The organism is Oerskovia sp. NPDC056781, from assembly GCF_042789955.1.
GTDB classification, from domain to species: domain Bacteria; phylum Actinomycetota; class Actinomycetes; order Actinomycetales; family Cellulomonadaceae; genus Oerskovia; species Oerskovia rustica.
The window spans coordinates 1-19315 of the sequence record NZ_JBHUAD010000060.1 but is presented as its reverse complement, the minus strand read 5'-3'; the positions used below and the strand labels follow the sequence as shown (position 1 = coordinate 19315).

The window sequence follows — 19315 nt, the reverse complement described above, 5'->3', positions numbered from 1 at the left end:
GGGCCCCCCGGGGGGCGGGGGGGCCCCGCACCGGTCTCAGAGACCGAGCACCGACGGAGCCGCCAGGCTCCACCTCTCCTGCCAGGGGCCGATCGGCTCCACGCCCGCCGCACGCAACGACTCGTGCCCGAGGACCGAGTAGGCAGGACGAGGAGCAGGACGCACGAACGAGGCGCTCGTCGTGGGACGGACGAGCTGCGGATCCATGCCTGCAGCGGCGACCGCCGCGGCGGCGAACTCGTACCAGCTCGTGCCGCCCTGGGACGTCGCGTGGTAGATCCCACCCGGGATCCTCGCATCGACCGCACGGACGACGAGGTCCGCGACGTCGACCGTCCAGGTGGGCTGACCGTACTGGTCGTCGACCACGTCGACCCCGCCCCGCTCGACCGCGAGCTTCACGATCGTGCGCGGGAAGCACGCACCGCCCGCGCCGTACAGGTACGCGGTGCGCAGGACCAGGTGCTGGGCACCGAGGCTCCGCACCGCCCACTCCCCGGCGGCCTTCGTCCGTCCGTAGGCCGTCGCGGGGTCCTGAGGGGCGTCGGCCGCGTACGGTGAGCGCGCCGACCCGTCGAACACGTAGTCGGTCGAGATGTGCACGAGCCGTGCGCCGACGTCCGTCGCGGAACGCGCCAGGTTCGCCGCACCCGTGGCGTTCACCGCGAACGCCTCGGCCTCTCGTTCCTCCGCCAGGTCGACGGCCGTCCATGCGGCGCAGTTCACGACCACGTCGGCCCCTTTGAGGCCGCTCGTGCACGCCCCGGGATCGGTGATGTCGAGATCGGCACGGTCGAGCGCCACGACCGACCGCCCGTCGGCGGTCAACCGTGACACGACGTCCTGACCGAGCATCCCGGCCGCGCCGATGACGATCCACTGCATGGAAGAACTCCTCGTCCTGGCCGGAGCCGGGGATGGATGGATGTGGGAGGGGTGGGACTCAGACCTGACCGGAGCGCTCGTACTTGGCCTCCGTGGCAGCCTTCACAGGACGCCACCACGCCTCGTTCTCGCGGTACCACGCGACCGTGGCTTCCAGCCCGGCACGGAAGTCCGTGTAGCGAGGCGTCCAGCCGAGCTCCGTCCGCAGGCGGCTCGAGTCGATCGCGTAGCGCAGGTCGTGACCAGGACGGTCGTTGACGTGGTCGAAGTCGTCAGCGGGGCGACCGAAGATCTCCAGCAGCGTCCGCACGACGTCCAGGTTGTTGACCTCGCCGTCCGCACCGATCAGGTACGTCTGGCCGATCTGGCCGCCGTCGATGATCGCCCACACCGCGGAGTTGTGGTCCTCGACGTGGATCCAGTCGCGCACGTTGAGGCCCGCGCCGTAGAGCTTGGGCCGTACACCGTCGATCAGGTTCGTGATCTGGCGCGGGATGAACTTCTCGACGTGCTGGTACGGACCGTAGTTGTTGGAGCAGTTCGAGATCGTCGCCTGCACTCCGAACGACCTCGCCCAGGCGCGCACCAGCATGTCGCTCGACGCCTTGGTGGACGAGTAGGGGGACGACGGGTTGTACGGGGTGCTCTCGGTGAAGCGCTCCGGGTCGTCCAGCTCGAGGTCGCCGTACACCTCGTCGGTCGAGATGTGGTGGTACCGCACGCCGTGCCGGCGCACCGCCTCGAGAAGCGTGTAGGTACCGATGACGTTGGTCTGCACGAACGGCCACGGGTCGTTGAGCGAGTTGTCGTTGTGCGACTCCGCGGCGAAGTGCACGACGAGGTCCGCGTCGGCGACGAGCGAGTCGACGAGCGCCGCGTCCGCGATGTCGCCCTCGACGAAGGTGATCGCGTCCGCGACCGAGCTCAGGGAGGACTTGTCCCCCGCGTAGGTGAGGGCGTCGAGGACCGTGACCTTGACGTCGGGACGCTCCCGGACCGTCAGGTGGACGAAGTTCGATCCGATGAAGCCGGCTCCGCCGGTGACGAGCAGACGCATAGGGGTGTTCCTCCTGGACGTGGTGTGGCCTGCAAGCCTACCGAACAGCAGCGGCCGCTCCGTGCGCCGGATCGACTGTCCTTCCGGGGAGGCAGGAATGAGTACGCTGTCCACCACCGACCGCGCCGTCGGCGTGGCCCGGCAGCACGACGCCCCGCGCAGATTCGTAAAAGGAGCCTGTGAATGTCATCGAAATACGAGTTCGACTTCGATCCAGCGGTCACCAACACGAGCCACGGGCTCGTCGTGGGGGTGATCCCGGCCGGGAGTCGGGTACTCGATGTCGGGTGCGCTGCCGGATACCTGGGCGACGCCCTGCAGGCGAAGAACTGCACCGTCCACGGTGTGGAGCTCGACGAGGAGGCGGCCGAGACCGCCCGGACCCGGTTGGCCTCGGTCGTGGTCGCCGACGCCGAGCTGCTCGACTACGAGGCCCAGTACGGCGCAGACGCCTTCGACGTCGTCGTCCTCGCCGACGTCCTCGAGCACACCCGCTCCCCCGAGCGGGTTCTCGAAGGCGCGCTCTCGGTCCTGACCGAGACCGGCACGCTCGTCATCTCGATCCCCAACGTGAGCCACGGCTCCCTCCGGCTGGGTCTGCTGCAAGGGCGATGGAACTACACGCCTCTCGGTCTGCTCGACGAGACCCATATCCGCTTCTTCACCTGGGACACCCTCCAGGATCTTCTCGTCGACGCCGGGCTGAGCATCACCGACGCCTGGATGACCACCGCCGACCCGCTCGCGACGGAGGTCGACATCGATCCCGCCGAGCTGCCCGACGGCGTCGTCGACTGGGTACGAGGACAGCCGCTCGCGCTCGGCTACCAGTTCGTCCTCGTCGTCCGACGGGCCGTCGCCGGCGAGACGCCGAAGCGTGTCGAGCCGGTACCCGCCGGGACCGCGGTCGTCCCTCCCGAGAGCCCGAGCCTCCTCTCGGCTCGGGAGGAGGCCGAGCAGCTTCGCCGTGCACTGACCGATCGCGACGACGAGCTGCGCACCGCGAAGGAGATCATCAGCCTCCAGGAGGTGACCGCGCTCCAGGACGTCCAGGCACTGCGCCGTTCGATCACCTGGCGGGTCGGGAACGGGGTGCTCGCACCCGCACGCCTCGTCGCGCGCGCCGCGCGTCGGCTGACGTCGACCAAGAGCTGAACCCGCCCGCACGGGTCGGGTTCGTGCTCCGGACGTCGGTGCCAGAACCCGACCTCGCAGGCAGGTCTAGGGGCGCGCGGCGAGGATCTGCTTGATCTTGCCGGCGTCGCCCCAGACCCCCGGCGAGTCGTACGCGCGGTCCGGGAACGCTCCGTACGCGAGCGTGATGTCGTAGCCGTGCCGAGCGATGTAGGCCTCGACCTCGTCGGCCAGGGACACCGGTTCCCCCGTGCAGCAGTTGATGATGCCTGTCACGTCTCGCTGGAGCGAGACCGCTGCGATCTGCTCGGCGAGCTCGCCCACCTCGATGAAGTCGTAGCGGTTCTTCCCGCTGGTAAAGGGGAACTCCTTCTGCCCCGCCTGTGCCGCCGCGGCGATCTTGCCGAAGATCGAGTTGCCCCGCTCGTCGTCGCCGTAGATGTAGTAGCAGCGCAACCACTGCACGGCGACGCCCTTGCCGTCGGTGACGACCCCCAGGCTCCGGCGCAGCGCATCCTTGGCTATCCCGTACAACGAGCGCGGGTTGGTCGGGGTCGACTCGTCGATCGCACCCTCGTGGTAGCCGACCTCGTGCATGGTCCCGAGAGCCACCAGGTGGGTCACACCGGCACCGATCGCGGCCTCGAAGAAGCGCAGGTGGTCAGGGAGACGACGGATGTGGACCGGGTCGTTGTGGACGAACCCCTTCTCCCACGCGAGGTGCAGCACGGTGTCGACCTCGCCGGCCCGTTCGAACAGCCGCTCCGGATCCGCGAAGATGTCGCCCTCGACGGGGATCACCCCCTTCGGGTACCTCGAGACGGCGTCGGCCGATCGATCCGCCGCCAGGACCGTGACGCCCGCACGCAGCAGGGCAGTCACCACGTGGGCGCCGATGTAGCCGTTCGCTCCTGTCACAAGTATCCGAGTCACGCAGCCATTCTGCCGCATCTCCGCCAGCGGCAGGACCAGCCTCCAGAACGCGGGGCCGGGGCACGGCACGATCGGGCCGCCCCCTCTCCAGGCGCCACAGCCCCTCCGCCGCGGCCCGGGCTAGTCGCCGAAGGGCGCGCCCAGGCCTCCCTGCGCTTCGAGACCTCGGCGGGCAGGCCGGGCACGAAGCCGCTCTCCCCGTGCGCGCCGCACCGCGTCCACCAGGGCACGGACCCGTGCGCGCAGAAGCTCTGGCCGCTCGTCGCGACGCAGGGCGTGAACCACAGGTGCCAGCGCCTGCCGCGCGAAGGCCTTCACCACGACGGGCAGCGGCGCGTAGCGCGCGAACACGAGGAGCGCGTTGCGGTTGTTGTAGTAGCGGAACAGCGCGCTCGTCGAGTCCGAGCTCTGGGCGTGCCGGTGCCAGGCGACTGCCTCCCTCTCGAACAGGATCCGCCATCGCCCTGCACGGAGACGCCAGGACAGGTCCGTGTCCTCGTAGTAGAGGAAGAGGGAGTCGTCGAAGTGGCCCACCTGCTCGAGCGCCGTCGTCCGCAGGACCACGGCGCCACCGCAGAAGCCGAAGACCTCGGGCCGGGCGTCCAGACGCTCGAGGGGCGTGAGCCAGTCGCGGTCCGTGGCGGAGCCGGAACGAGAGACGACGTTGCCCGTCGAGTTGACCAGCCTGGTTCCGTCCGGCGCGGTGTCCTCCAGCAGGAGCAGAGCCGTCACCGCCCCGACGTCCTCGTTCCCAGGGGCCTCGAGCACGTCGATCATCCGACGAACAGCATCCCGGTCGAACCGTGCGTCGTTGTTGAGCAGCACCACGTACGGGGCCTCGAGATCCTCGAGCCCAGAGTTGACTCCCCCGGCAAAGCCCCGGTTCGTCGAGTTCTGCACGAGCCTCGCGTCCGGGAAGTCCCGACGCACGAGGTCGACCGAGCCGTCGTGGGAGTCGTTGTCGACGACGACTACCTCGAGAGCGCCCGGGGGAAGGTCCTGACGGACGAGCGAGTCCAGGCAGGTCGGCAAGAGGTCCTCACCGTTCCAGTTGACCACGACGGCCCGGACCAGAGGCGTGATCACGAGATCACCTCCCGATAGGCGGCGGTCGTGGCCGCGACCGCCGCGTCCCACGTGAAACGGGCGCTGTTCGCCAGACCCGCGGCCGACAGCTCGTCGTGCCGAGAGTCGGCGGCGAGCATCAACGCCTCGGCCAGCGCCCGGGTGTCGCCGGGATCGACCGCCAGTGCACTCGCTCCACAGATCTCCTCCATCGACGTCCCGCGCGACGTCACGACCGGCGTGCCGTGCGCCTGGGCTTCCAGGACGGGCAGGCCGAACCCCTCCCAGACCGACGGGAAGCAGAACGTCCGGGCACCGGCGTAGGCAGCCTGGAGGTCTTGCTGACTCAGCTTCCCCAGCCGGTGGACCCGGTCGCGACCCAGCGTGCCGACCGCGTGGTCGACCTCCTCGGCCGTCTCGCCCCACCCCTGGGGACCGACGAGGACGAGATCCAGGTCGGCGCCCTCCGACCGGAGCGCCCCGTATGCCCGGAGCAGCGCGGGGAGGTTCTTTCGCGGCTCGAGGGTGCCGACCCACAGGACATAGGGTCGCTCCAGGCCGTGACGTCGCCTGAAGGTGGCTACCTCGTCGTCCGACGTCGGCAGCGCAGTGACCCCGTGCGGGATCACGCGCACCCGGCTCCGCTCGATCCCCGCCGCCGTGCAGTCCTGAGCCGTCGCCTCGGACGGCACGATCACGACCGCGGCCTCGTCCCGGGTGAGCGCGAGCGCGTCCCGGAAGTAGGCCGCACCGTGCTTCGTGAAGTGCTCGGGCTCCCGCAGGAAGGCGAGGTCGTGCACCGTCACCACGAGGGGGGCCGACGCGGGCGGGACCGCCCAGGTCGTGGCGTGGACCAGGTCGGCCGTGCCCCAGCCGGGGACCCGTGGCGCACGGAGGCGGCGCCAGGACTCGTACAGGGCCCTGCGCGGCAGGCGCGACATGTCGACCCGCACCTCGGGAGCCAGACCCCTGCGGTCACCGACCGACCCACGGGCCCGGATACCGCGGGGCCGCACCTGACCCGCCGCCGCGAGGCCGTTGGCGAGCTCGCGGACGTAGGTGCCAGAGCCGCCCGGTACCGGCTGCCAGAGCTGTTCGACGACCAGGGCGACGTGCGGGCCGTCAGCTTGCGGCATCGACGACGTCGTCCCTGGGCGACGTGACCATCGGTCGCGGCGGCGTCAGCTTCTCGAAGTGGGAGCCGAACACCACGTAGCCGCCCGACTCCGTCCGCCCGGTGGGCACGACGGTGAAGGTCACACCCCGCAGCAGCCCGTCGACCAGGTGCGACGTCCCAGGCGCCTGGATCGACGCGGACAGGGTGTAGGTGTCGGGGCGCAGCGGAAGGCTGGGGATCACCACGTCGATCGATCCGTCACCGGGTTCGATGCTCTCGGGGACGTAGTCGGAGTCCTGGGCGTGATGCCCCCAGATGAGCCTGTCGTCGAGGGTCTGCACCGAGACCCCGAAGACCGGGCGCTCGATCCGCTCGGACGCCGAGTAGTGCAGCCGGATCCGGATCTCGTCGCCCGTCCGGCAGACGTGCGCGTCACGACCGTCCTCGTGGAGCCACTCCATCTGCGTGATCTTCGCCCCGCCGGACCCGATGCGCATGCCCCCGCCCTCGACCGGCTTCGCCAGGTGCGACGCCTCCGAGTAGCTCTCGATGACCTCGTTGACCGGCCCCGTACCCATCAGCCGACCGTGCGAGAGCCACGCGGCCTCGTCGCAGAAGTTGCGCATCTGCTCCAGGCCGTGGCTCACGACGACCACCGTCCGCCCCTCCCGACGGAAGTCGGCGAACTTGCCCATGCAGCGTTCCTGGAACTCCGCGTCACCGACGGCGAGGATCTCGTCGACGAGCAGGATCTCGGGCTCGACGTGGATCGACACCGCGAACCCGAGACGGACGTACATCCCGGAGGAGTAGTTCTTGACCGGCTGGTCGATGAAGTCGCCGATACCGGCGAAGTCCACGATGTCGCCGAACTTGCGGTCGACCTCCTGCCGGTTCATCCCGAGGATCGACCCGTTGAGGTAGACGTTCTCCCGTCCGGTCAGCTCGGGATGGAAACCCGAGCCGACCTCCAGCATCGCCGCCATGCGACCACGGCTGACGATGCTGCCCTTGTTCGGCGTGAGGATCTTCGCGATGCACTTGAGGAGGGTCGACTTGCCCGAACCGTTGTTGCCCAGGAGGCCGAAGGTCTTGCCCTCCGGGATCTCCAGATCGACGTCCCGCAGGGCCCAGAAGTCCTCGTACTTGGTCCGGTTGCGGTCGACGAACAACGACTTGAGCGACTGGCTCCTGTTCGTGTACATCCGGAACGTCTTCGAGACGTCGTTGACGGAGATGGCTGAGTTGCTCACAGTGCCTCCACGATCCGTGCGCTGTGCTTGCGGAACACCAGGATCCCGACAGCGAGCGCGAGAACCGCCCACGCGAGGCAGCCGAGCCACACTCCGAGCGACGGTGCAGAAAAGTCGTACAAGATGCTCCGATAGGCCTCGACGTAGAGCTGGGCAGGGTTGAGACGAGCGATCTGTGCGAGCGGGATCGGTTCGCCGTTGAGCTCCCAACCCTTCTCGTAGAGATCGTTCTGGACGCTCACCAGCAGCGTGAGCGGGAAGACGATCCCAGAGATGTAGAGCCAGATCTGGTTGAAGATCCCCCACAGGTACGACAGGTCACGGAAGTAGACCATGCCGAGCGAGAGCGTCAGACCGACCCCCGTCGCGAAGAGTCCCGTGAGCAGGACGACTCCGAGGAGCAACGGGACGAGCGGAAGCACCCCGGGTCCTCCGACCAGGAGGACCAGCACGATCAGGATGCCGATCTCGGGGAGGTGGTTGATCGTGTTCGCGACCATCTCCGCGACGAGCAGGACCCAGCGCGGGAAGTACACCTTCGTCAGCAGCGCCGTGTTCGAGGTCAGGGAGTTCATCCCCGACATGATGGACCCCGAGAGGTACCCCCAGGCGATGACCCCGATGGCGATCCACACCGCGAAGGAGGTGATCCCCGAGTTCGTCCCCGGCGCGACGCCAACGCCACCCCGCATCACCAGCCCGAACACGAGCGAGTAGATGGCGATCGAGGCCAACGGGTTGAGCAATGACCACAGACGGCCGAGGGCCGTCCGCTTGTACTGCGAGCCCAGCTGGCGTCGAGCGAGATTCCAGATCAAGCCGATCGTCAGCCGGAACTCCTCACTCCCCGTAGGTTCGGACGCCGTTCTCTCAGTACTGCTCACTGCCATCGATCCAATCGCACAGTAGGCCAATCCCACGTTCCACCGGCACGGCGGGACGCCATGCCAGGGCGGCCTGCGCCGCTTCAATGTCTGCCACGCCTGATCTCACGTCCCCGTCGCGAAACTCCCCGGTGACGTGGGGCGCAGGAGCGCCGTACCGGGCGGCGATCCAGGTCGCGAGCTGCATGATGCTCGTCCCGCTGCCTGACCCGATGTCGAACGGGTCGGCCGTGGAGCTGTCCAGTCCGGTTCCGGCGACGATCGCCGACGCGACGTCGTCGATGAAGACGAAGTCCCGGACGATCTCACCGTCCTCGTAGACCGGGATGGACTTCCCGGCCTTCGCGATCCGTGCGAAGAGCGGGACGATGCCGGTGTAAGGGTTGCTCAGCGACTGCCCCGGCCCGTAGACGTTCTGGAGCCGGAAGAGCACCGAGGCGACCCCCATGGACTGGCACCACGCCGCCACGAGGTTCTCCTGGCACAGTTTAGTCGAGCCGTAGATGCTCGACGGCGCCGGTCGCACGGTCCGCGAGCTGTGCGGGACGGGCTCGAGGCCAGGGAACTCCCACTGCCCGGACGTGAGCATCGCGTGGGAACGCTGTCCCGGATAGCTGATCCCACCGGTTCGCCGGTCCCGCCATGCCCCTTCGCCGTAGACCGCGCGTGACGAGGTCAGCACGATCGACCGCGGTCGCACGCCGCGGGTCGCCAGGGCATCGAGCATCCGCGTGGTGCCGACGACGTTGACGAGCCCGTGACGGCTCGCCTCGGTCAAGGACTGAGCGGTCCCCGTCTCAGCAGCCAGGTGCACGATCACGTCGGGCGTGACGTGATCGAGGAGGCGTTCCCAGTCGGAGGCCACGGTCACGTCCGCGCGAAAGAGCTCGACACGCTGGTCCAGCCCCGGAGGGCGTACCTGATCCTCATGGACCTGCGGATGCAGGTTGTCCAACGCGACCACCCGGTCGAAGCGGTCCGCGAGCGCGGTCGAGAGAGCGCAGCCGATGAATCCGGCTCCTCCGGTCACCACACACGTCGTCATCGATCCGTACTCCCTCCACACATGCCGTGCACGCCCATCCAGGGTCCTCTCACCGACGGATCAGTTGAGGATCGTGGGCGGCTGCAGGCTCAGATATCTCTCCGTCAGCTCGAAGACGACCAGGTCGGCGTCGGACTGGCGTGCTGCGTCGAGCACGTTGGCGCGCTGGCTCGGATCGTCCAGGAAGTGACGGATCTGGACGGTCGACTCGAACGAGCCTGCCCAGAAGGCCGACAGAGCAGTTCCCTGCGAGTCGCCGACGACGAGGGCCTTCTTGGCCATCTCGCCCCCGGTCGTGGTCACGGGAAGCTCGAGCAGGTCGACGCCGGCCGGCCAGACGAGGTCCGTCGTCGTCCCGTCGCCGGCAACCCTCGTGGTGGTCACGGGGCCGGGGTCGAGCGTCGGTACCGTCCAGTCGTCGCGAGGCGCGACGACACCCCACTCCGCGAACTCGTTCGGCGGGGCCTGAACGTCGACCCCGACGACGTCCGCGCTCGCGAGCCCGTCGTAGTCGGAGTCCGGGTACAGGTCCTGGAGGCACTCGCCGATCGACTGCCACGCCACCGACGCCCCGTACGGGGTCCAGTGGCTGTTGACGGCGCTGTAGACCCACTCGTCCTCGGCAGCGTCCTGCATGGCCCCTCGGACGTCCACGATCGGCAGGTCACCCGAGACGGCGAGCAGCTGGTCGAAGTGGGTCAGACCCCGCAGCGGCTGCGCCCAGTCGGGCAGCATCTCCGGGTAGACGGTTCCCGAGGAGGGGGCGACGACGACGAGGAGGTCGGTCCCCTCGCGGGCCAGCCCCGCACGCAGGTCTGCGAAGTAGTCACGCCACTGGTCACGCTGCTCGTCGAGCCACGGAGCCCGCCCGAGCATGTCGGAGAAGTTGTTGGCCTGCAGGTCCGACCAGAACATGAAGCCCTCGCGGCCGGGGACGCCAGGGAACGGGAGATTCGTGGTGTTGGCCGCGAAGACCGCCTCCGACTCGGGTGTCCTGGGGCCCGTCCAGATCGTCGGGTCCCCCGGGACGAGGTCGGAGCGGCAGGTGTCCGGGGTGCTCGCCGCCACGGCCGCCTCGGCGTCGAGCCATCCCTTGCTCGAGGCGAGTCCGAGTCCTGCCATGATCGCGGAGACCACGACGAGGGCCGTGAGCGGGATGTAGGAACGACGCGGCAGCAGCGCGGCACGCGGCCGCACCGTGGGCTGCACGGTCGGCGTCGGCTCTGGCAGCGGGGTGGGGTCTCCTGTGCCCTGCTGGGTGTCGCTCATGACTGTCCTTCTGCTGACTGCCGCTGCTTGCGCAGCCGACTGGCGTACGGCGTGGACGAGAAGTCCGGGTTGACGAGCTCCTCACGCAAGAACGTGGTGGCCGGTCTCATGAAGGTCAGCCCGCGGTCCAGCAGCCGTGGCGTCCAGTTCTTGAGGCTCATGGCCGGACTCTCGATCAGGTGCCAGGAGAGATAGGCGAGGACGTGCGTCGCCACGATCACCACGACGTGATAGACCAGCCAGCCGTGGTCCTGGAGGCCGAAGAACGCTCCGAGCGTCATCACGGGCCAGGCCGTGATGTATATCCCGTAGCTGAAGTCCCCGTGCTTCTCCCAGTTGGTGATCCTGCCGCGGACGGCGAACCACATGAGGAAGTAGAGGAAGCCGAACTGGCCGATGACGTTCCAGCCGCCGTAGGCGTACGTCAGCGCCCCGAAGGCGAGCGCACCGATCGCCAGGCGGTCGTCGACCGGGATGCTGTCACCGAACAGGGTGAACAGGACCCCGAAGCAGAACGGAGCGAGGAACATCAGGAGGAACGGGTCCGAGAAGATCGGGTTGACCGACCACAGGGTGCCGGCACCCGACCACTGCATCGCGTTGAGCACCAGGACCACGGCGCAGAAGATGCCGCCGATCATCCGGTTCGCCAGCGCACCGAAGAGTCCCAGCACGGCGACGACGATGTACGCCAGGAACTCGTAGCGCAGCGTCCAGGCCGAGCCGTTCCAGTCGTACCCCCCGTGGAGCTGCGAGTACGGGAGCTCGGCACCCATGCCGGCGATGTTGCGCTGCCCCAGGTCGAGCCACATGTTGTTGTAGAAGTAGGTGAGCGGGGACTCGAAGTTCACGCTCCAGTAGCCGGCGAGCGACCCCGTCGTGTGCCACCAGGCGATCGGCGCGAAGACGAGCACCACGAGCAGGAGCGTCGCCCAGAACGCGGGGAAGATGCGTAGGCATCGACGCCACAGGTAACGCCAGATGGTCGACGAGCCCATGCGCGAGCGCGCGATCAGGAACCCGCTGAAGAAGAAGAAGCCGGCGACGGCCACGCCGCCGATCGACTGCTCCGAGCTGATCTGGACGCCGAGGTCGTGACCGCCGTAGAAACCGGCGATCGGACCAGCGTGGCTGAAGATCACGAGGAACGCCATGAGCCAGCGCAGGAACCCGATGCTGTTCGCACGCGGGTCGAAGGACTCGACGAGCGAGAGCGGCCCGCCGTGGAGCCTCAGCTTGCGCGGGACGGAGAACACACCAGCAGTCACGTGAGGTCCTCGTCCGCTCGCTTCTCGGCCGTCGTGCCGCCCTTGATGCCCCGGACCACGGCGCCAGGAAGGCGACGGACGCCACGAGCACCCCTGTAGGCAGGGCGGAGGAAGTTGGCCGCGCGGGGGTGGCGCAGCGCGACGGAACGCTTGATCGCGACCAGGACGTTGGGCAGCCCGGTGATCGACACCAGGTACTCGTACTGCTCGGTGATGGTTCCAGGGAGGCGGGAGCTCAGGGTGCTGAGCTTGTACTCCAGGAAGTTGTAGTTGATCGCGGCGTTCGTGGTGTTCATCACCGAGTGAACAGTGTACTTCTCGGAGAGCGCCGCATAGCTGAACAGCCGCTCGACCACGTGCGCGAGCGATCCGTCCCCGTACTGGCCCTCCATGGGGAAGTCCGCCCAGCGGAAGCGGGCGTCGAGCAGCGGCCTCAGCGCCTCCGGCCGGAAGTAGAACATCGACCCGTAGGGCGACAGGGGCGTGTTCGCGTCGAAGGGAACGTCGATCCCGAGTCGCTTGGCGAGAGCTGCGGCCGGCTTCTTGTTGCTGTACCAGGCCTTGCCGAGCGTGGGATAGCCGATCTGCACGACCGGGGGGAACGCCATCCCGACGGACTCGTCGTCACCGAACAGGTCCAGGACGTTCTGGACGTACCCCGGGGAGCTGAGCAGGTTCTCCATGAGGTGACGCTTGAACCACTCCCCGACCGCGAACCCGTCCTGGGCGGACTTCTTGGAGTGGACCTTGAGCATCACGTCGTACTTGGGGTCCTGGAGGACGTCACGGAGACCGATCAGGAACGCGGTGATGTCACGACCGCGGTTCGACTCGAGGACCCGCACGTCGAACTGCTCGCGCCCCCGCGCGGCGAGCCGACGCTCGATGTACTCCTTCTTGATCGCGTCCGTCGTCGTGATGTACAGGTCGTACGGGACGGGCACGTTCTCGACCGAGTCCATCATCTCGTCGATCATCGACTCGTAGAAGACGTGCATCAGGACGGCCAGGGAGAGGTTCGCACCGCTCCCGGTCCCGGTCGGCACGTCGGGAAGGACGTGCGTGAGCGTCATGTTCGTCGACACGACCCGCGGCTCGGCGGTGTGCGAGATGTTCTGCCAGACGAACCTCAGCGGGTAGTCCGTCGACTTGACCTTCTCGATGACGTCCCGGCCGATGACGGCGTTGTCGTTCAGGTACAGCGGGTCCTGGAAGAACAGCCTGCGCTTGATGATCGGGCAGCGGTCGTTGAGCAGCAGCACCGGCAGGTCGATGGCCGGGTGCTTGCTGGGGTAGTTGCGCTCGGGGAACGCCACCATGCTGCCGAACCCGAGGCTCTCGAAGTGATGGGTGAAGCGGGCCTCGTGATGGTCGACCGAGTCGTTGTACGACTCGATGAGCGGCATCGTCGCCCAGTACTCACGGAACGCGTCGGTGTCGAAGAGCGAGCGACGGACGGCGATCCAGTGCGACTGGATGTGCGCGTGCATGGTCTTCTTCGCGGCGAACGGGTGGGGCGTCACCGATCCGTGGTCGGTCAGTCCCCAGAAGTCGACGTTCCAGGTCTCCGAGCGCTCGAAGACCTCGGCGAACGGGTAGATCGGACCGAAGAACGTGTAGTTCATGAGGATGAGCTCGTCGTACTCGCGCAGCCGCTCCGCACCGAAGCGCGCCAGGGCGTCCTGGTAGCCCCCGACGTCGTATCCGACGTTCTCACGCTCGACGATCTCGCTGACGAGAGGCGCTATGCGCGCACGCGAGTCGTCGTCCAGTGGGCCGTTGGACACGAAGACGATTGTCTCGACGCTGCGTCCCAGGTCCTCAAGACAGTATGGGATGTAGTCGTCCGCATGACCGTCGGCGGCCCAGAACAGGTAAAAAGCAACGCGCTTCAATCGATTCCTCCGTATCGCGAACTCGCTCGGCAGAGCCGCGCCGAGGACTGCACGATGCTACCCCACCCCTGGACTACGACCGGGTGGGCTCCAGGGCCTGCGGTGCGGTCGCGACCTCGGCCGGTGCGGCCGTCCCACCCGTCGCAGGGTCCGGCGTGATCTCGACGGCTTCCGGCCGCCGAGGACCGGCCAGGGCGATCAGGAAGGCCGCCACCGCGACCCCGTAGAGGACGACCGCGGGCACGAACCCGAGGTTCGACGACCAGGCGGGGTCCGTCGTCGCGTAGGGCCCGTCGATGCCGACCGCGTAGCGACGGGCCGTGCCGTAGAAGGCCAGCACGTGGGCGACGCCGAGCGCCGGGATCATGCCTCGGGCGATACGTTCCGCGACGGTGGTGCCCTCTCCCCCGCCCGGTGCGGAGATGAGCCATGCCGCCAGGAGAGGCAGGCCGATCGCGATCGGGAGCGTGTACCTGCCCTGCCAGACCAGCCCGGCGTCGGCTGCCCCGGGGAGCTGGATCAGCATCGGCCCGACGACGACGCCCACGAACAGCACGCACAGGGCGAGCTTGCCCGAGACCTGCCCGCGGCGCTGCAGCGCGTGTGCGGCCAGCATGCCGAGAGAGATGGTCCAGATGAGGAGGGTGAGCAGAGGAACAGGAGAGTCGAACCACCCCTGGTTGCCGATCATCTGCTCGTACTGCCTGCTCAGGGAGAGCACCATGTCGGTGACCGCCAGCACCCGGTCCTGGTACTGGGGCCAGATGCCCTCACCCGTCAGCAGCGTCCCGTAGCGCAGGGACCACAGGATGGCGGGCAGTGAGACGGCCGCCACGAAGGCGAAGGTCCCGAGGAGCAGCGGGCGTCGGTCCCGCCAGAGCGTACCGAGCTGGCCGCTGCCCAGGGCCGCGATCGCGACAATGACGATCGCCCAGAGCGGGGACAGCCCACGCACGTTGGCGAGTACCGCGAAGCTCACGGCCGCGATCGCGAACACGTGCTTCGGAGCCCGGCCGGCGGCACGGAACACGGCCCAGATCGACGCCCAGGCGGCAAAGGCCGCCGAGATCTCGAGCCCGTTGGGGTTGATGGTCCCGAAGAGGAACAGGGACATCGGGGTCAGCGCGGTGACCGCTCCCCACCGCACGACCCGGCTCGCACGGGTGGCCCGCAGCGCGATCAGCCCGGCGACGACGAAGATCGTGGACACCGCGCCGGACACCAGGCGCATGACCAGGATCCCCGGATCGGCAGGCAGGAGAGTGCTCGGCCAGCCGACGAGCAGGTAGTAGAGCGGCGGGTAGTGCCCCGCCGCGGTCTGGGCCTCGGCGAACGACGTGTGATCACTGGGCAACGCCGGCATGCACGAGGCGTCCTGGTCGGGGATCGCCACGTAGCAGCCCAGGTCGGCCACGGTCGCGTAGTCGGCGGGCACCTCGACCGTCGTCATCGCCCCCGGGATCATCCACGTCGTCGGCCGAGGACCGATGTCCCCGACGAGCTCCCCGTGAGCCACCGCCACCGCCTTGACGGCGTGGCTGGGCTCGTCCGGCGAGGACATCGCGGGGGTGGCGATCGCCCACAACGAACACATCGCGAAGAGCGCGGCCGAGACGACGAGCCAGCGCAGACCGTCCATCGGCCGACGCACCGAGTGTCGCGTCACGCCGCCACCTGCCGGGCGGACGCCGCCGCACACCTGAGCACGGCGCAGGTGTCGGTACGGTGCGCTGGGTTCTGCGACGCTTCGCCGAGGAGGGGGAACTTCATGGCGGCCACTATAGTCTGGGGCTGGTCCGCCTCCCGGGTGACCAGGAGAGGCCCGGCGCAGGGGCGCACGGCGAAAGGTGGCACGAAGCGATGACCGAGGTACAGCCGAGCGACGACGTCTCCGCCCCCCGGCAGGAGGCCTCGAAGGCTGATTCCATGCCTCGGCGCCTCGCGAGACACCCTCTGGTGAAGTACATCAGCATAGGGGGCCTATGTTTTGTCATCGATGCTGGCCTTCTCTGGTTCTGCACCGGCGTCCTGGGCTGGGACGTCTGGTTGGGAGCGACGATCGGGTACTGGACCGGGGTCCTGGTCAATTTCACGCTGAACCGCACGGTCATGGCGCGCGAGGGTGGCAACCTTCTGCGACAGACCACCCGCTACGGGATCCTGCTGGGGTTCAACTACCTGGTCACCCTCGCGTTCCTCCACCTGACAGCCATGCTCGGCATGCCGGTCGTGGCCGGCAAGACGGTCATCGTCGCGGCGAGCACGTGCTGGAACTACCTGCTCTACAGGTTCTGGATCTTCGTCTGATCGACCCGCGCGCCGGGGTGACGACCTGCCCTCGACGCGCCGTCCCGTGGTCGGCGACCTATCCTGCCAAGGAACGCCGCTCCCGCCTTCGTCTTGCCCGACCGGACGATCCATCGACGCCGGTGCACGTCCGGACGGACCGGGCTCCTCGATCGTCGCGAGCCGCCCACCGGACCCAGGAGGCGCGCCCATGACCATCAAGGCAGTGATCTCGACCACGGCACTCGTCCTCGTGCTGGGAGGCGTCGCGAGCGGGTGCTCGACCGGCGGACAGAGCCCGGAGGGGGCCGGCACCTCCTCCCCGACCACGGCGGAACCGAGCCCCACGCCCACGGACGACCCGGTCTCTCCGGGCCCCGGACCGTCCTCGCCCGCCCCGCCCGCCCCGTCCACCCCGTCCCCCTCGCCCACCTCCGCTCCGGCTCCCTCGACGTCCCCGGGCCCGGCCAAGCCGACGGTGGGAAGCATCGACGTCATGATCTCCAACTCGACCTGGGACCCCGCCGCGGGAGTGGTCGTGCGGGGGTTCGCCGACACCGTCGACACGGAGGCGACCTGCACGCTCGAGCTGTCCCTGTCCGGGGTCGTCCGGACCGTCACGTCCGAGGCCCTCGAAGGGCCGACGACGATGTCCTGCGGCGAGCTGATCGTGAGCTCCGCCGAGGTCTCCCCCGGTGACTGGACCGCGGTCCTCTCCTACGAGTCGACGACGGCGTGGGGAGCCTCTGCTCCCGTCGTGGTGACCGTGTCATGACCGGCCCGGGTCCGCGCTCCGGGCGCGCACGCTCCCTCCTGGCCGCTCTCACGTCGCTCGCGCTGGTGCTCACCGGTGCGCTGTTCTCCACGGCCCCGGCCTCCGCCGTCTCGGGCTCCGACTTCAACCCGGGCTTCATCATCTCCGACGCTGTGTTCTACGACTCGGGCGCGATGAGCACGAGTCAGATCCAGTCGTTCATCGAGACCAAGGGGGCCCGGTGCACACCCGCAGCGGGCAACACCTGTCTCAAGAGCTATCGCGAGTCGACCAACACGATCCCTGGTGACAGCTACTGCGCGGCCTACCAGGGCGCACCGTCGGAGACCGCGGCGCAGATCATCGCGAAGGTGTCGGTCGCCTGCAAGATCAACCCCCAGGTTCTCCTGGTCACCCTGCAGAAGGAGCAGGGGCTCGTCACGTCGACCGCCGGGAAGCCGGCGGCGACGTTCCGCCGTGCTCTCGGCTACGGGTGCCCGGACAACGCAGGGGGCTGGTGCGACCCGAGCTACTCGGGCTTCTTCATCCAGATGCAGCGCGCAGCCCGTCAGTTCCAGCTCTACAAGGCCCGGCCCACCAGCTACTCCTACGTCGCGGGCCGGACGAACACGATCCTCTACCACCCGAACACCGCGTGCGGGACGACCCAGGTCTACATCCAGAACCAGGCCACCGCGGCGCTCTACAACTACACCCCCTACGTGCCGAACGCGGCGGCTCTCGCCGCGGGGTACGGCACGGGGAACTCGTGCTCGAGCTACGGGAACCGCAACTTCTTCCTGTACTTCGGCGACTGGTTCGGCTCCTCCGGGTTCGTCATCTCCCCGTACATCTGGAACTGGTACCAGGTGGCGAGCAACAGGGCCGCGGCCGGCGACCCGACCACGGCGGCATCGGTGGTCGCGGGCGGGGTCAGGCAGGGCTTCCAGGGCGGCTCGGTGTACATGTCCGGGTTGTTCGGGGTCCAGATGGTGCCCGCGGGGCTGCTCGACCTCTACTACAACACCCTGGGCGGGCCGGCCGGAGTGCTGGGGTTCCCCACCGGCTCCCACTCCGGTCCCGCCGGCGGGCTCTCGCAGCCGTTCCAGAACGGGACGATGTTCATCTCCGGCGCGACGGGGTTCACGTTCGTCTCAGGATGGATGCTCGACGTCTACACCTCGAACGGCGGACCGGCCGGTGCGCTGGGCTTCCCGACGAGCCCGGGCTCCGTCGTCGCCGGTGGGCTGACGCAGTCGTTCCAGGGGGGGACGGTCTGGATCTCCGGCTCCGCAGGCGTGCACACCCTCCCGCCCGCCGTGCAGACCGCCTACGTCGCCGCCGGCGGCCCCGCCGGCCCGCTCGGCTTCCCCACGGGTCGGACGACCTCGGACGGGGTCGAGGTCCACCTGTTCCAGCACGGTGCGATCTACGGCTACGGCGGCGGCTACCACCCGGTGTCCGGGTGGATGTACGACCTCTACCGGGCCAACGGCGGGACCAAGAACCCGTGGGGTCTCCCTGTGGGGGGCCAACGGGTCGAGGCAGGTGGCATCGTCCAGACGTTCGAGCGCGGCACGGTCTACATCGCCGGTTCGACGGGCGTCCAGACGGTCCCGACGGTGATCCAGACCGTGTACGCGTCGACCAAGGGACCGGCAGGCCCTCTCGGCTTCCCGACGGGCCCCGCGACGACCGCGAACCCCGTCACCTACCAGCCCTTCCAGTCCGGGGTGCTCTACACCGACGGGAAGTCGGGCGGGTACGTCGCGCGGGGGATGATGGCCGACGTCTACGCCTCACGTGGTGGCTACAAGGGGTCGCTGGGCCTCCCCACGGGCAACACGAGCTTCGTCGGAGGGGGGATCGTCCAGGCGTTCACGAGCGCCACGGTGTACGTCTCCGGCTCGGGCGGCATCCAGAGCAACCCGAACGGAGGCCTGGCCGAGATGTACTTCCGGTCCCTCGGCGGTCCGACCGGGACCCTCGGGTGGCCCGCGGGTCCTGAGCGCGGCGTCGCGGGCGGCATCGTCCAGCCGTACACGAAGGGCACGATGTACATCTCCGGCTCGACGGGGTTCAACTACTCGTCGGGTTGGATGGGTGACGTCTACCGGGACCGCGGAGGCCCTGCGGGCTCTCTCGGGTTCCCGACGAGCAGCCCACGCGTCGAGGCGGGTGCGATCGTCCAGTCCTTCCAGACCGGGACGATCTACATCGCGGGAACGACGGGGATCCAGACCGTCCCCACGGTCGTCCAGGCGGCGTTCGTCGCGAACGGTGGTCCTGCTGGTCGCCTCGGGTTCCCTGTCGCCGCGGCGGTCGTCTCGGCGTCCGGGACCTCCCAGCGGTTCCAGAACGGGACCATCACGGTGTCGTCGGCCGGGGCCGTCACGGTCACGCCGGGGTAGGTTCCGGCGAGGCCCCGAGCCTCGGCACAGGCCGGACGGCGGCGCGGCCGGCCCGGTTC

General features: G+C 68.7%; 16 protein-coding genes. 4 read left to right on the top strand and 12 right to left on the bottom strand.

The features are described 5' to 3' along the window. Positions 1 to 36: 36 nt before the first annotated feature. Positions 37 to 885 (bottom strand): dTDP-4-dehydrorhamnose reductase, encoded by an 849-nt coding sequence (rfbD, locus tag ACFRCR_RS07680; protein WP_377676495.1) that lies wholly within the window; start codon positions 883 to 885, stop codon positions 37 to 39. A gap of 58 nt (positions 886 to 943) precedes the next feature. Next, complete coding sequence (rfbB, locus tag ACFRCR_RS07675) at positions 944 to 1942, bottom strand: dTDP-glucose 4,6-dehydratase (RefSeq protein ID WP_377676493.1); 999 nt, start codon at positions 1940 to 1942, stop codon at positions 944 to 946. 183 nt (positions 1943 to 2125) lie between these two features. On the opposite strand from rfbB, the gene ACFRCR_RS07670 reads away from it, so the two are divergent. Further along, positions 2126 to 3097, top strand: a complete 972-nt coding sequence (locus tag ACFRCR_RS07670; RefSeq protein WP_377676491.1) for a class I SAM-dependent methyltransferase — start codon at positions 2126 to 2128, stop codon at positions 3095 to 3097. Positions 3098 to 3163: 66 nt separating this feature from the next. Here ACFRCR_RS07670 and ACFRCR_RS07665 read toward each other — a convergent pair whose 3' ends face one another. The 10 genes from ACFRCR_RS07665 to ACFRCR_RS07620 form a co-directional block, all read right to left on the bottom strand. Next, on the bottom strand, positions 3164 to 4009 hold the full coding sequence (locus ACFRCR_RS07665; protein ID WP_377676489.1) for an NAD-dependent epimerase/dehydratase family protein: 846 nt from the start codon (positions 4007 to 4009) through the stop codon (positions 3164 to 3166). A 120-nt stretch (positions 4010 to 4129) separates the two neighbouring features. Next, the gene (locus ACFRCR_RS07660) at positions 4130 to 5095 is read right to left on the bottom strand and encodes a glycosyltransferase family 2 protein (protein ID WP_377676488.1); all 966 of its coding nucleotides are present in this window, start codon (positions 5093 to 5095) and stop codon (positions 4130 to 4132) included. Further along, complete coding sequence (locus ACFRCR_RS07655) at positions 5092 to 6210, bottom strand: glycosyltransferase family 4 protein (protein ID WP_377676486.1); 1119 nt, start codon at positions 6208 to 6210, stop codon at positions 5092 to 5094. The genes ACFRCR_RS07660 and ACFRCR_RS07655 overlap by 4 nt, the downstream gene beginning before the upstream one ends. After that, a complete protein-coding gene (locus tag ACFRCR_RS07650; RefSeq protein WP_377676485.1) occupies positions 6197 to 7444 on the bottom strand; it encodes an ABC transporter ATP-binding protein in 1248 nt (415 codons plus the stop codon). Before ACFRCR_RS07650 ends, ACFRCR_RS07655 begins: the two co-directional genes overlap by 14 nt. Further along, positions 7441 to 8262 (bottom strand): ABC transporter permease, encoded by an 822-nt coding sequence (locus ACFRCR_RS07645; protein ID WP_377676483.1) that lies wholly within the window; start codon positions 8260 to 8262, stop codon positions 7441 to 7443. The genes ACFRCR_RS07650 and ACFRCR_RS07645 overlap by 4 nt, the downstream gene beginning before the upstream one ends. A 52-nt stretch (positions 8263 to 8314) precedes the next feature. Continuing rightward, positions 8315 to 9373 (bottom strand): NAD-dependent epimerase/dehydratase family protein, encoded by a 1059-nt coding sequence (locus tag ACFRCR_RS07640; protein ID WP_377676481.1) that lies wholly within the window; start codon positions 9371 to 9373, stop codon positions 8315 to 8317. Positions 9374 to 9433: 60 nt separating this feature from the next. Continuing rightward, positions 9434 to 10642, bottom strand: a complete 1209-nt coding sequence (locus ACFRCR_RS07635) for a hypothetical protein (RefSeq protein WP_377676479.1) — start codon at positions 10640 to 10642, stop codon at positions 9434 to 9436. Further along, positions 10639 to 11910, bottom strand: coding sequence for an acyltransferase family protein (locus tag ACFRCR_RS07630; RefSeq protein WP_377676477.1), 1272 nt, complete (start codon positions 11908 to 11910; stop codon positions 10639 to 10641). The genes ACFRCR_RS07635 and ACFRCR_RS07630 overlap by 4 nt, the downstream gene beginning before the upstream one ends. Beyond that, on the bottom strand, positions 11907 to 13697 hold the full coding sequence (locus ACFRCR_RS07625) for a rhamnan synthesis F family protein (RefSeq protein WP_377676475.1): 1791 nt from the start codon (positions 13695 to 13697) through the stop codon (positions 11907 to 11909). Before ACFRCR_RS07625 ends, ACFRCR_RS07630 begins: the two co-directional genes overlap by 4 nt. 181 nt (positions 13698 to 13878) lie before the next feature. Continuing rightward, a complete protein-coding gene (locus ACFRCR_RS07620; RefSeq protein ID WP_377676473.1) occupies positions 13879 to 15471 on the bottom strand; it encodes a DUF2142 domain-containing protein in 1593 nt (530 codons plus the stop codon). 290 nt (positions 15472 to 15761) lie between these two features. Between ACFRCR_RS07620 and ACFRCR_RS07615 the strand changes: the two genes are divergently transcribed. The 3 genes from ACFRCR_RS07615 to ACFRCR_RS07605 all read left to right on the top strand — a co-directional run bounded on the left by ACFRCR_RS07615 (position 15762) and on the right by ACFRCR_RS07605 (position 19256). Beyond that, the gene (locus ACFRCR_RS07615; protein ID WP_191794182.1) at positions 15762 to 16112 is read left to right on the top strand and encodes a GtrA family protein; all 351 of its coding nucleotides are present in this window, start codon (positions 15762 to 15764) and stop codon (positions 16110 to 16112) included. A gap of 190 nt (positions 16113 to 16302) precedes the next feature. After that, positions 16303 to 16866: a hypothetical protein gene (locus tag ACFRCR_RS07610; protein ID WP_377676472.1), complete on the top strand. Its 564-nt coding sequence runs from the start codon at positions 16303 to 16305 to the stop codon at positions 16864 to 16866. Then, entirely contained in the window at positions 16863 to 19256 is a 2394-nt protein-coding gene (locus ACFRCR_RS07605) for an LGFP repeat-containing protein (protein WP_377676471.1), read from the top strand. The genes ACFRCR_RS07610 and ACFRCR_RS07605 overlap by 4 nt, the downstream gene beginning before the upstream one ends. The last annotated feature ends 59 nt before the right edge of the window (positions 19257 to 19315 follow it).